The sequence below is a fragment of the Stenotrophomonas rhizophila genome (genome assembly GCF_001704155.1).
Lineage (GTDB): Bacteria > Pseudomonadota > Gammaproteobacteria > Xanthomonadales > Xanthomonadaceae > Stenotrophomonas > Stenotrophomonas rhizophila_A.
The window spans coordinates 1,090,803-1,103,847 of sequence record NZ_CP016294.1; the positions used below are offsets into that span (position 1 = coordinate 1,090,803).

General features: G+C 65.7%; 13 protein-coding genes. 10 read left to right on the plus strand and 3 right to left on the minus strand.

Features of this window, described 5'->3' with window-relative positions; genetic code table 11:
* The first annotated feature begins 88 nt into the window (after window positions 1–88).
* The 8 genes from rpsM (at window position 89) to BAY15_RS04880 (ending at window position 7,010) form a co-directional block, all read left to right on the plus strand.
* Window positions 89–445 carry a 30S ribosomal protein S13 gene (rpsM, locus tag BAY15_RS04845; protein WP_017355426.1) on the plus strand — a complete coding sequence of 119 codons (357 nt, stop codon included), beginning with the start codon at window positions 89–91 and terminating at the stop codon, window positions 443–445.
* 12 nt (window positions 446–457) lie between these two features.
* Window positions 458–847 (plus strand): 30S ribosomal protein S11, encoded by a 390-nt coding sequence (gene rpsK / locus BAY15_RS04850; RefSeq protein WP_017355427.1) that lies wholly within the window; start codon window positions 458–460, stop codon window positions 845–847.
* A 14-nt stretch (window positions 848–861) separates the two neighbouring features.
* Window positions 862–1,491, plus strand: a complete 630-nt coding sequence (rpsD, locus tag BAY15_RS04855) for a 30S ribosomal protein S4 (RefSeq protein WP_068849480.1) — start codon at window positions 862–864, stop codon at window positions 1,489–1,491.
* Between the two features lie 55 nt (window positions 1,492–1,546).
* On the plus strand, window positions 1,547–2,545 hold the full coding sequence (locus BAY15_RS04860; protein ID WP_068849481.1) for a DNA-directed RNA polymerase subunit alpha: 999 nt from the start codon (window positions 1,547–1,549) through the stop codon (window positions 2,543–2,545).
* A gap of 197 nt (window positions 2,546–2,742) precedes the next feature.
* Window positions 2,743–3,129, plus strand: a complete 387-nt coding sequence (rplQ, locus tag BAY15_RS04865; protein ID WP_068849483.1) for a 50S ribosomal protein L17 — start codon at window positions 2,743–2,745, stop codon at window positions 3,127–3,129.
* A gap of 722 nt (window positions 3,130–3,851) precedes the next feature.
* Entirely contained in the window at window positions 3,852–4,364 is a 513-nt protein-coding gene (locus tag BAY15_RS04870) for a disulfide bond formation protein B (protein WP_068849485.1), read from the plus strand.
* Between the two features lie 31 nt (window positions 4,365–4,395).
* A complete protein-coding gene (locus tag BAY15_RS04875) occupies window positions 4,396–5,769 on the plus strand; it encodes a class II 3-deoxy-7-phosphoheptulonate synthase (protein WP_068849487.1) in 1,374 nt (457 codons plus the stop codon).
* 89 nt (window positions 5,770–5,858) lie between these two features.
* Complete coding sequence (locus tag BAY15_RS04880) at window positions 5,859–7,010, plus strand: mechanosensitive ion channel family protein (protein WP_068849489.1); 1,152 nt, start codon at window positions 5,859–5,861, stop codon at window positions 7,008–7,010.
* A gap of 123 nt (window positions 7,011–7,133) precedes the next feature.
* Here the strand turns inward: BAY15_RS04880 and BAY15_RS04885 are convergent, their stop codons facing one another.
* From BAY15_RS04885 to typA, 3 genes are read right to left on the minus strand one after another with little or no spacing between them, the layout of a single operon-like run.
* The gene (locus tag BAY15_RS04885; RefSeq protein WP_068849491.1) at window positions 7,134–8,744 is read right to left on the minus strand and encodes an amidase; all 1,611 of its coding nucleotides are present in this window, start codon (window positions 8,742–8,744) and stop codon (window positions 7,134–7,136) included.
* 56 nt (window positions 8,745–8,800) lie between these two features.
* A complete protein-coding gene (locus BAY15_RS04890; protein WP_068849493.1) occupies window positions 8,801–9,286 on the minus strand; it encodes a DUF2127 domain-containing protein in 486 nt (161 codons plus the stop codon).
* Between the two features lie 10 nt (window positions 9,287–9,296).
* Window positions 9,297–11,144, minus strand: coding sequence for a translational GTPase TypA (gene typA / locus BAY15_RS04895; protein ID WP_068849495.1), 1,848 nt, complete (start codon window positions 11,142–11,144; stop codon window positions 9,297–9,299).
* Between the two features lie 248 nt (window positions 11,145–11,392).
* Here typA and BAY15_RS04900 point away from each other — a divergent pair, with 248 nt between their 5' ends.
* Complete coding sequence (locus BAY15_RS04900) at window positions 11,393–11,887, plus strand: peptidylprolyl isomerase (RefSeq protein WP_068849497.1); 495 nt, start codon at window positions 11,393–11,395, stop codon at window positions 11,885–11,887.
* 114 nt (window positions 11,888–12,001) lie between these two features.
* A complete protein-coding gene (locus BAY15_RS04905; RefSeq protein ID WP_038690241.1) occupies window positions 12,002–12,988 on the plus strand; it encodes a malate dehydrogenase in 987 nt (328 codons plus the stop codon).
* Window positions 12,989–13,045 lie beyond the last annotated feature (57 nt).

Here is a 13,045-nt window from a genome sequence, read left to right on the forward strand (position 1 = left end):
GTATCGCTAGTTCACTTTTTGATCCATCCTGCCGGATCGGCGCGCCTCGGGTGCGCTGTCGGCCATCACTCAGCTGGAGAACCGCGTCATGGCGCGTATTGCAGGCGTCAACCTGCCAGCCCAGAAGCACGTCTGGGTCGGGTTGCAAAGCATTTACGGCATCGGCCGTACCCGTTCGAAGAAGGTCTGCGACGCCGCAGGCGTTACCTCGACCACCAAGATCCGCGATCTGTCGGAGCCGGAAATCGAGCGTCTGCGCTCGGAAGTGGCCAAGTACATCGTGGAAGGCGATCTGCGCCGTGAAATCGGTATCGCGATCAAGCGCCTGATGGACCTGGGCTGCTACCGCGGTCTGCGTCACCGCCGCGGCCTGCCGCTGCGTGGTCAGCGCACCCGTACCAACGCCCGCACCCGCAAGGGCCCGCGCAAGGCGATCAGGAAGTAAGGGACCTAAGAAATGGCTAAGCCCGTCGCTAAGACCAAGAAGAAGATCAAGCGCGTCGTCACTGACGGCGTTGCCCACGTCCACGCTTCTTTCAACAACACCATCGTGACCATCACCGACCGCCAGGGCAATGCTCTGTCGTGGGCGACGTCCGGTGGCGCTGGCTTCCGCGGTTCGCGTAAGTCCACCCCGTTCGCTGCCCAGGTGGCTGCCGAGAAAGCCGGCCGTGCCGCGCTGGATTACGGCGTCAAGTCCCTGGAAGTCCGCATCAAGGGCCCGGGTCCGGGTCGTGAGTCGGCCGTGCGCTCGCTGAACAACGTGGGCTACAAGATCACCAACATCATCGACGTGACGCCAATCCCGCACAACGGGTGCCGTCCGCCGAAGAAGCGTCGCGTCTAAAGGAGCGATAAGAAATGGCTCGTTATATCGGTCCTACCTGTAAGCTCGCCCGCCGCGAAGGCGCCGACCTTTCCCTCAAGAGCCCGGCCCGTGCGCTGGACTCCAAGTGCAAGCTGGAGCAGAAGCCCGGCCAGCACGGCGCGACCGCCCGCAAGGGCAAGCTGTCCGACTACGCTACCCAGCTGCGTGAAAAGCAGAAGGTCAAGCGTATCTACGGTCTGCTGGAGCGTCAGTTCCGCAACTACTACAAGAAGGCCTCGACCAAGAAGGGCAACACCGGCGAGAACCTGCTGCAGCTGTTGGAAACCCGCCTGGACAACGTCGTCTATCGCATGGGCTTCGCAGTGACCCGTCCGGCTGCCCGTCAGCTGGTCTCGCACCGCGGCGTCACCGTGAACGGCAAGTCGGTCAACCTGGCTTCTTACCAGGTCAAGGCTGGCGACGCTGTCGCGCTGTCCGAGAAGGCTGCCAAGCAGCTGCGCGTTCAGGAAGCCCTGACCGTGTCCAAGACGCACGACCTGCGCCCGACGTGGATCGAAGTGGACGCCGACAAGTTCGCCGGCATCTTCAAGGCCGTGCCGGATCGTTCGGACCTGCCTGCGGATATCAACGAAGCGCTGATCGTCGAGTTGTATTCGAAGTAATTCACATTGGAGAGCCCCCGGCGACGGCCGGGGGTTCACTAGGAGAACCCGCAACATGACGGTTACCGCCAACCAGGTTCTGCGTCCTCGTGGTCCGCAGATCGAACGCCTTACCGACACCCGCGCCAAGGTCGTTATCGAACCCTTGGAGCGTGGTTACGGGCATACGCTGGGCAATGCCCTGCGTCGCGTGCTGCTGTCGTCCATCCCGGGCTTCGCCATCACGGAAGTTGAGATCGACGGCGTACTGCACGAGTACACCACGCTCGAAGGACTGCAGGAGGACGTTCTCGAAGTCCTGCTCAACCTGAAGGACGTGGCGATCCGTATGCACACCGGCGACAGCGCAACCCTGTCGCTGTCCAAGCAGGGTCCGGGTGTCGTGACTGCTGCCGATATCAAGGTCGACCACAACGTCGAGATCCTCAACACGGATCATGTCATCTGCCACCTGACCAAGGACACGGCAGTCAACATGCGCCTGAAGATCGAGCGTGGTTTCGGCTACCAGCCGGCCGCCGCGCGTCGTCGTCCGGACGAAGAAACCCGTGCCATCGGTCGTCTGGTCCTGGACGCCTCGTTCTCGCCGGTCCGTCGCGTCGCCTATTCGGTGGAAGCGGCCCGCGTCGAACAGCGTACCGACCTGGACAAGCTGGTGCTGGACATCGAAACCAACGGCACGATCGATGCCGAGGAAGCCGTGCGCACCGCCGCCGACATCCTCAGCGATCAGCTGTCGGTCTTCGGTGACTTCACCCACCGCGACCGCGGTGCAGCCAAGCCGGCCAACAACGGCGTGGATCCGGTGCTGCTGCGCCCGATCGACGACCTGGAACTGACCGTGCGTTCGGCCAACTGCCTCAAGGCCGAGAGCATCTACTACATCGGCGATCTGATCCAGAAGACCGAAGTGGAACTGCTCAAGACCCCGAACCTCGGCAAGAAGTCGCTGACCGAGATCAAGGAAGTCCTCGCCCAGCGCGGCCTTTCGCTCGGCATGAAGCTGGAGAACTGGCCGCCGGCCGGTGTCGCCCAGCACGGCATGCTCGGCTGATCCAGCGCAGTAAATGCTTTACCCCGCACCTTCGGGTGCGGGGGCTTTACCCGCAGTACCTCGCATCGACAGGCGCCAGCCTGCGGTGACGGTCGGCCAGGAGGGCCGGCACCGGACCATCCGCAGTCCAAGCAACAACGCCGGGAAGGCGACAGCGATACCCAACCGATCCAACATTCTTTCAAGGAACATCCGTCATGCGTCACATGAAATCCGGCCGTAAGTTCAGCCGTACCAGCGCCCACCGCGAAGCAATGTTCAAGAACATGGCCGCGTCGCTGTTCAAGCACGAGCTGATCAAGACCACCCTGCCGAAGGCCAAGGAACTGCGCCGCGTCGCCGAGCCGCTGATCACCCTGGCCAAGGTCGACTCCGTTGCCAACCGCCGTCTGGCTTTCGCCCGCCTGCGTGACAACGAAGCCGTGGGCAACCTGTTCACCACCCTGGGCCCGCGTTACGCGAACCGTCCGGGCGGCTACCTGCGTCTGCTGAAGTGCGGCTTCCGCGCTGGCGACAACGCGCCGATGGCCTACGTCGAACTGGTCGACCGTCCGGCCGCCGTGGCTGAAGCCGTCGAAGAATAATCGACTCGCTTTACCAAAGATTCTTCAAAGAACCCGGCCTTGTGCCGGGTTTTTTGTTGGCTGTAGATCAAGAGCAACTTCAACGTCAAGGGCGCTGGTTGCTCGCTGGTCACTGCGGGGCCCCGGCCGGTGTGGGTTTGCGGGGGGCGCCGTGAACCCCCCTCCGGGGTCCGGCCCAGCCGCCAGCGGCTGTGCGTTCAGTCGCACGCGAGGCAGTGCCTCGCAAGCAGTGCGCCTTCACCCATGGGGGCTCTTACCAAACATCCATGTCTGGTAAAGCCCCCGCAAACCCACCCCGGCCGGGACCCCCGACACGTGGTCGGTGGCCAAAGGGCCCATCGGCCGGGCGTGGGAGGCCGCGATCTGGGACCGGCCGGGCCAAGCCCGGCACATCTTCGCCAACCGTAGAGCCGGGCCTTGCCCGGCTGCTGTTGGCCTTCCCATGCGCACCGACCCACCGTCGGGGTCGCGACGGGGGCGGGTTTGCGGGGGCTTTGCGAAACATGGATGTTTCGCAAGAGCCTACACGGACGTATTCACGGCGCCCCCCGCAAACCCGCACCCGGCGCGGCCGGGCAGTGGACCTCTCAGCCGTGCAGCTGTTGGCGCAAACCCTGAAACACACCATATGGCCAACTAAGCCGATGTACGGCAAACGGCCGCAGCCTACACCGCACAGCTCCCTGTTAATCTTGGCGCCTGGACTAACAAGAGTGTTGGCAATGAATCCATTGCGCTGGAATTACCGCGCCCAGTTCCTGCTGGGGTTCCTGGTGTGTGCTGGCCTGCTGGGCTATGCGATCTTCCTGCAGCTGAAGATGGGGCTGGAGCCGTGCCCGCTGTGCATCTTCCAGCGCATCGCCTTCGCCGCGCTTGGGTTGTTGTTCCTGATCGGCGCGCTGCATGGCCCGCGGGATCGGCCCGGGCGCATCACCTATGGCGTGCTGGCCTTCATTGCCGCCGCCGTGGGCATCGGCATTGCCGGGCGCCATGTGTACGTGCAGCTGCTGCCCCAGGACATGGGCTCGAGCTGTGGGCCGCCGCTGTCGTTCCTGAGCGAGACCATGGGGCCGTTTGAAGTGTTCCGTACCGTGCTTACCGGTACCGGCAACTGCGGCAACATCGACTGGCAGTTCCTGGGGCTGACCATGCCCATGTGGAGCCTGGTGTGGTTCACCGTGCTGGGCCTGTGGGCGCTGGTGGTGTCGTTCCGCCGTCCTGCCCGTCGCTACTGATCTTTCTTCTGCTGGTTTACTGGATATTCCGATGACTGCCTCCGACCGTGCCACCCCTTCCGCTTCGCTGCCGACCGACTGGTCGCCGGAGAGCTGGCGCGGCCGGCCCGCGCTGCAGATGCCGACGTATCCCGATCCGGTGGCGCTGGATGCGTCCTTGCACGAGCTCAAGCGGCTGCCGCCGCTGGTGACCTCCTGGGAGATCCTCTCGCTCAAGCAGCAGCTCGCCGAGGCGCAGGAAGGCAAGCGTTTCCTGCTGCAGGGCGGCGACTGCGCGGAGAACTTCAGCGACTGCGAGTCCACTACCATCTCCAACCGGCTCAAGGTGCTCCTGCAGATGAGCCTGGTGCTCGTGCACGGCATGCGCAAGCCGGTGATCCGCGTCGGCCGGTTCGCCGGGCAATATGCCAAGCCGCGTTCGGCCGATACCGAAACCCGCGATGGCGTGACCCTGCCCAGCTACCGTGGCGACGTGATCAACGCGCCCGAGTTCACCGAAGCCGCGCGCCTGCCCGATCCGCGCAGGATGCTGCAGGCCCACGCGCATTCGGCCATGACCATGAACTTCGTGCGTGCGCTGATCGATGGTGGCTTCGCCGACCTGCACCATCCCGAGTACTGGAACCTGGAGTGGGTGCGGCATTCGCCGCTGGCCACCGACTACCAGAAGATGGTCTCCTCCATCGGCGATGCCGTGCGCTTCATGGAAACCCTGTCCGGCGCCCAGGTGTACAACCTCAACCGGATCGACTTCTATACCTCGCACGAAGCGCTGCTGCTGCCGTATGAGCAGGCGCTCACCCGCCAGGTGCCGCGCCAGCATGGCTGGCTCAACCTGAGCACGCATTACCCGTGGATCGGCATGCGCACCGCCGCCCTCGATGGCGCCCACGTGGAATACCTGCGCGGCGTGCGCAACCCCATTGCCATCAAGGTCGGCCCGTCCGTGCAGCCCGACCAGCTGCTGCGCCTGATCGACGTGCTCAATCCTGAAGACGAACCCGGCCGCCTGAGTTTCATCCATCGCATGGGTGCGGCCCAGATCGCCGGGAAGCTGCCGCCGCTGCTGGAGGCGGTCAAGCGCGATGGTCGCCGCGTGCTGTGGGTGTGCGATGCCATGCATGGCAACACCGAAAGCACCAGCAACGGCTACAAGACCCGTCGCTTCGACAACGTGCGCAGTGAAGTGGAGCTGTCCTTCGACCTGCACGCAGCCGCCGGTACGCGGCTGGGCGGCGTGCACCTGGAGCTGACCGGGGAGGATGTCACCGAGTGCACCGGGGGCGCGCGCGAGCTCACCGAGCGCGACCTGGAGCGTGCCTACCGGTCCTCGGTGGATCCGCGCCTGAACTACGAACAGTCGCTCGAGATCGCCATGGCCATCGTGCGCAAGCAGGGCGGCTGACCGCGTAACAATTTCGGGCGTAGCTCTACGCTACGGTCATGTCGTGTTTGGCACGCTAAGGCTCCTTTGTGATCAACACGGGAGCGTGCATGCACGTGGATTGGCAGACGGCCGCCGCTTATCTCTGGCCGATCGGGATCGCGCTGGCGATCGGTCTCACCGGATGGTGGGCACTGATGTTGCTGACTCGCCGCCTCAAGGGGCGCGACTACCGCCGTGCGCGCATCGCGCGCGTGATCAGCCGGCCGCTGGCGTTCGCGCTGCCGATGCTGGTGCTGATTCCCGCACTGGAAGCCACCCCGCTGGACGGGCGCTGGCTGGACCAGTCGCTGCGGCTGCTGCATATCGGGTTGACGGCCTGCTTCATCTGGCTGCTGGTGCGCGCGGTGGCTGCCGGCGAGCAGGCGATCCTGCGTGACCACCCGATGGAAGTGGCCGACAACCTGGCCGCCCGCCGCATCCAGACCCAGACCCGCGTGCTCAGCCGCGTGCTGATGGGCGCCATCATCCTGGTCGGCGCCTCGATGGTGCTGCTGACCTTCCCGATGGTGCGCCAGATCGGCACCGCGCTGCTGGCCTCGGCCGGCATCATCGGCCTGGTCGCCGGCATCGCCGCCAAGCCGGTGTTCGGCAACCTGATCGCCGGCCTGCAGATCGCGCTGACCCAGCCGATCCGCCTCGATGACGTGGTGATCGTCGAAGGCGAATGGGGCCGGGTGGAAGAGATCGGCAGCAGCTACGTGGTGGTGCGGATCTGGGACGAGCGGCGCATGGTGGTGCCGTTGACCTGGTTCATCGAGAATCCATTCCAGAACTGGACCCGGCGCAGCGCCGACCTGCTGGGCACCGCATTCCTGTGGCTGGACTATCGGGCGCCGATCGCGGCGATCCGCACCGAGCTCGAGCGCATCTGCAAGGGTGAAGCGCTATGGGATGGCCGAGTCTGCGTGACCCAGGTGACTGAAACCACCGATCACACCCTGCAGGTGCGCCTGCTGGTCAGTGCGCGCAATTCCGGCGATGCCTTCGACCTGCGCTGCATCGTGCGCGAACGCATGCTCGACTTCCTCGCCCGTGAACATCCGCAGGCGCTGCCACGCACGCGCGCGGAGATCCTGGACCGCCCCGATCCGGCCACCCGCGGTCCGCGTTCGCAGCCGGCCGACGACGTGCGTTCGCCGGGTGCCGAAGATGGTCCGCCGGCAGTGGTGCCGGTCGAGGAACCCGCGCAATCACAGTAGTGCATGGGCCGGCCAACGGCCGGCGCTACCGCCAGGCTATCCGGAGCCAATGGTGGGTTGATCCCGATCCCAATGCGCCCGTAAATATTCGTAGCCCCGGCCGTTGGCCGGACCGCAGCCAACCTACGGCAACAACGCCTGTGTCCCGAACCGCGGTGGACGCCGGGCCCGGGTGCGCTGCTCGTAGTCGTACGCCAGCTCGATCAGTTTCGGCTCGCTCCAGGCCGTGCCCATGAACAACAGCCCCAACGGTAGCCCGTTCACGTGCGCCATCGGCACGGTCAGGCTCGGGTAGCCGGCCACGGCGGCGGCGCTGTAGCTGCCGCCCGGGAAGTCATCGCCGTGGCCGGTACGGATCGGCCATGCGGTGCCCGTGGTGGGCGCCACCAGGGCGTCCAGGCGCTCGGCCTTGAGCACCGCGTCGATGCCCTCGGGACCGGCCAGGCGGCGCGCCTGGGTGCGTGCAGCGATGTACTCGGGGCTGCCCAGGCCGCCGGCCTGCGCGGCCGTCTCCATCAGGTCCTGCCCGAACAGCACCAGCTCCTTGTCGGCATGGGTGCGGTTGAAGGCGATGATCGCATCCAGGTCGCGCACGGGGGCCTGATGGCGGGTCAGGTAGCGCTGCATGCCGGCTTTGAACTCGTGCAGCAGCACCAGGCGTTCGGCGTCTTCCCACTGCCCGTCGGTAGGCAGCTGCACCGGTACCACCACGGCGCCGGCATCGCGCAGCACGCCGATCGCGTGCTGAAGGGCGGGAGCGACCCCGGGCTGCTGGTCCAGCGGGCCATGCAGGACGCCGATCCGGGCGCCGCGCAGGCCGTCCGGATTCAGTCGCGCGGTGTAGTCATACACCGCCCGCCCGGGCATGGTCGCCGTGGCCGGGTCGGCGTCGTCGCGGCCGGCCATCGCCGTCAACAGGGCGGCGGCATCGGCCACGCTGCGGGTGATCGGGCCGGCGGTGTCCTGGCTGAAGGAAATCGGCACGATGCCATCGCGGCTGACCAGCCCGACCGTGGGCTTGAGCCCGACCACGCCGTTCACCGCAGCCGGGCAGACGATGCTGCCGTCGGTCTCGGTACCCACCGCGGCGGCCGCCAGGTTGGCCGCCACCGCCACCGCGCTGCCGCTGCTGGAGCCGCACGGGTTGTGGCTGAGCCGGTAGGGATTCCGGGTCTGGCCGCCACGCGCGCTCCAGCCGGAAATCGACTGGCTGGAACGGAAGTTCGCCCATTCGCTGAGATTGGTCTTGCCCAGGATCAGCGCGCCGGCCGCGCGCAGCCGGGTGACCAGGAACGCATCGTCGGGGCGGAACCCGGCCAGTGCCAGCGAGCCGGCGCTGGTGCCCATCGGGCGTGCCCCGATGTTGTCCTTGAGCAGCAGCGGAATGCCGTGCAGGGGGCCGCGCAGCTGCCCGCGGCGGCGTTCGGCATCCAGTGCCGCCGCTTCCTTCAGGGCATCCGGATTGAGCTCCAGCACGGCGTTGAGGCGCGGGCCGGCGCGGTCGAGCCGGGCGATCCGTTCCAGGTAGGCGCGGGTCAGGGTGACGCTGTCCAGCTCGCCAGCGGCCATCGCCGCCTGCAACTGGGTGATATCGGTTTCGGCGTAGGCGAACGGCGTATCGCGTGGGGCCGCGGGCGCGGCGGCATGGGCCTGGTTGAACAAGGGCACGGGCGAGGGCGAGCAGCCTGCCAGCAGTGCGATGGCCAACACGAGCGATGTCAGTGGCGCGCGCATCTGTGTATCCCCGGAACCAGCGCTCAGGCTAACCAGCGCTCCGCACGCTTGGCAACTCACGCCGGCGGTTGGGCCTGGCCGTGACGCTTGCGGATGTCGCGGGCGAGGACGCCGACCACGATGAGGTTGATCACCAGCACCGACCACGAGGCCCAGCCCGGGTGGCGGATGATCGCGAATATGTCGAACGGCAGGTAGATGCCGGCGGTGACGCAGCCCAGCCAGGATGCCCAGGCTTTGGCACGCCAGAGGCCCCAGGCCTCGAAGAGATGCAGGATGCCGTAGGCAACCATGGCCGCAGCGGCCAGGTGGACGGCATCGGGGCTGATCATGTTGAGCAGCGAGGGCAGGGTGCCGTGATCCGGGTCCAGGCTGAAACGCCGGATCAGGGCATTGACCCCATCACGCAGTGGCTGCGGGCCGAGCACTTCCAGCCCGGTCGCCGCCAACAGCGCGAGGACCGCCTTGCTGGCTTCCAGCAAGGCGATCAGGTGAAGCCCCGGATGCTTGTGAGGATCCGGGTTGTAGGCCGTGTCGGTCACGAGGGTCCGATCAGCCGCCGCGCGAGGCCTTCTTGCGCTCGCTTTCGGTCAGCCCCTTCTTGCGAAGGCGGATTTCCTTCGGGGTGATCTCGACCAGCTCGTCGTCTTCGATGAAGTCCAGGGCCTGTTCCAGCGAGTACTTGATGGCCGGGGTCAGCTGGATCGCATCGTCCTTGCCCGAAGCGCGCATGTTGGTCAGCGGCTTGGTCTTGATCGCGTTGACGGTCAGGTCGTTGTCCTTGGAGTGGATACCGACCAGCTGGCCTTCATACACGTTGTCGCCTTCAGCAGCGAACAGCTTGCCACGCTCCTGCAGCGGCCCCAGCGAGTAGGCGGGGGTGGCGCCCGGCGCGTTGGCGATCATCACGCCGTTCTGGCGCTTTGCGATGGCGCCCTGTTCCTTCGGGCCGTAATGGTCGAACACGTGGAACAGCAGGCCCGAACCCTGGGTCAGGGTCTTGAACTCGTTCTGGAAGCCGATCAGGCCACGGGCCGGGATCTGGTATTCCAGGCGCACACGGCCCTTGCCGTCCGGTTCCATGTTCTTCAGCTGGCCCTTGCGGGTGCCCAGCTTTTCCATGACGCCGCCCTGGTGCTGTTCTTCGATGTCCACCACCAGCTGTTCGATCGGCTCCATGGCCTGGCCGTCGATCTGCTTGATGATCACTTCCGGGCGCGACACGGCCAGCTCGTAGCCTTCGCGGCGCATGTTTTCGATCAGCACCGACAGGTGCAGTTCGCCACGGCCGGAGACCAGGAACTTGTCGGCGTCTTCCAGCTGTTCCACCTTCAGGGCCACGTTGTGGACCTGTTCGCGGTCCAGGCGGTCCTTGATCTGGCGGCTGGTCAGGAACTTGCCACCGGACAGGTCCTTGTTGCCGGCGAACGGCGAGTTGTTGACCTGGAAGGTCATCGAGATGGTCGGCTCGTCGACGGTCAGCGCCGGCAGTGCTTCCGGGGTGTCCGGGTGGCACAGGGTGTCGGAGATGGTCAGCTCCGGGATGCCCGAGATGGCGACGATGTCACCGGCTTCGGCGGTGTCCTGCTCGATGCGCTCCAGGCCCAGGAAGCCCAGCACCTGGGCGACCTTGCCGTTGCGCTTCTTGCCTTCACGGTCGATCACCGCGACCTGCATGTTCTTCTTCAGGGTGCCGCGCTGGATGCGGCCGATGCCGATCACGCCCACGAAGTTGTTGTAGTCCAGCTGGCTGATGCGCATCTGGAACGGACCTTCCGGGTCCACTTCCGGCTTCGGCGCGTGCTGCATGATCGCTTCGTACAGCGGGGTCATGTCGCCATCGCGCACGCTGTCTTCCAGGCCGGCGTAGCCGTTCAGGGCCGAGGCGTAGACGATCGGGAAGTCGAGCTGTTCATTGGTGGCGCCGAGCTTGTCGAACAGGTCGAAGACCTGGTCGATCACCCAATCCGGACGCGAGCCCGGGCGGTCGACCTTGTTGACCACCACGATCGGCTTGAAGCCCATCGCGAAGGCCTTCTGGGTGACGAAGCGGGTCTGCGGCATCGGGCCGTCCATGGCGTCGACCAGGATCAGCACGGTGTCCACCATCGACAGCACGCGCTCCACTTCACCGCCGAAGTCGGCGTGTCCGGGGGTGTCGACGATGTTGATGCGGTTCTTGACGCCGGTGCGCTTGTCTTCCCAGGTGATGGCCGTGTTCTTGGCCAGGATCGTGATGCCACGCTCCTTTTCCTGGTCGTTGCTGTCCATCACGCGCTCGGCGAGCACGGTGCGCTCGGAGAGGGTGCCGGACTGCTTCAGCAGCTGGTCCACAAGGGTGGTCTTACCGTGGTCGACGTGGGCGACGATGGCGATGTTGCGAAGATTTTCGATAGACATGCGAAAGGGGGCCAGTCGGCGCCGGATTTGGAAAAAGAAGTCCATCATTATACGGCTTTGATGGCCAAACGCGAAAACAACCTTTGGCGCATTCAGGTAGCGCCCGCCGTTGGCGGGCACACGGGTACCTGAGGGCCGGCCAACGGCCGGCGCTACCGGGTGGGTTCGACCATGGTCAGGCGGGCTCCGCGCGCCCCTCCGGTGTATCCTTACGGGCTGACGACAACCCCCGAATATCAAGGATCCTCATGTCCCTCATCGCCACTTTCGACACCACCCAAGGCCCGATCAAGGTCGAGCTGTTCGCCGACAAGGCGCCGCTGACCGTCGCCAACTTCGTGAACCTGGTCCAGAAGGGCTTCTATGACGGCCTGATCTTCCACCGCGTGATCCCCGATTTCATGATCCAGGGCGGTTGCCCCAAGGGCCAGGGCACCGGCGGCCCGGGCTACAAGTTCGAAGACGAGAAGAACGGCGTGAAGCACCAGATTGGTTCGCTGTCCATGGCCAATGCCGGCCCGAACACCAACGGCAGCCAGTTCTTCATCACCCACATCAAGACCGACTGGCTGGACGGCAAGCACACCGTGTTCGGCCAGGTGCTGGATGGCCAGGCCATCGTGGACTCGGTCAAGCAGGGCGACGTGATCCATTCGATCACCCTGGAAGGTGACACCGACGCCGTCCTGGCCGCCCAGGCCGACCGCGTGGCCGAGTGGAACAAGCTGATCCCGGCCAAGTAATTCCCTTTCAACGGCCTCCCTCGCGGGAGGCCGTTGCGCATTTCCGGCCGCCCCGCCAGGTTTCTCCCCGCCCGGTGGCCACTCCCACACAGCTTCTTAGCAGAGGAAATCCCCATGAAAGCACCTGTTCGTGTTGCCGTGACCGGCGCCGCCGGCCAGATCGGCTACGCCCTGCTGTTCCGCATCGCCTCCGGCGAAATGCTGGGCAAGGACCAGCCGGTCATCCTGCAGCTGCTCGAGCTGCCGGTCGACAAGGCCCAGGCCGCCCTGCGCGGCGTGATGATGGAACTGGAAGACTGCGCGTTCCCGCTGCTGGCCGGCATGGTCGGCACCGATGACGCCGAAGTGGCGTTCAAGGACGCCGACATCGCCCTGCTGGTCGGCGCGCGTCCGCGCGGCCCGGGCATGGAGCGCAAGGACCTGCTGCTGGAAAACGCCAAGATCTTCACCGCGCAGGGCGCGGCGCTGAACAAGGTCGCCAGCCGCAACGTGAAGGTGCTGGTCGTCGGCAACCCGGCCAACACCAATGCCTACATCGCCATGAAGTCGGCGCCGGACCTGAACCCGCGCAACTTCACCGCCATGCTGCGCCTGGACCACAACCGTGCGCTGAGCCAGCTGTCGTCCAAGCTGGGCAAGTCGGTGGGTGGCATCGAGAAGCTGGTCGTGTGGGGCAACCACAGCCCGACCATGTACCCGGACTACCGTTTCGCCACCGCCGACGGTGCCTCCGTCGCCGATGCGATCAACGACCAGGAATGGAATGCCGGTACCTTCATTCCGACCGTGGGCAAGCGCGGCGCGGCGATCATCGAAGCCCGTGGCTCGTCCTCGGCTGCGTCGGCCGCCAATGCCGCCATCGACCACGTGCGCGACTGGGTGCTGGGCAGCAACGGCAAGTGGGTCACCATGGGCGTGCCGTCCGACGGCTCCTATGGCATCCCGGAAGGCGTGATCTTCGGCTTCGCGGTGACCACCGAAAACGGTGAGTACACCCTGGTCAAGGATCTGCCGGTCGACGACTTCAGCCAGAAGTACATCGACAAGACCCTGGCCGAGCTGGAAGAAGAGCGCAGCGGCGTGGCCCACCTGCTGGGTTGATTCCTTGGTCGGTACGCATTGAAAAACGCCGGGCTTGCCCGGCGTTTTTTTTGTGCC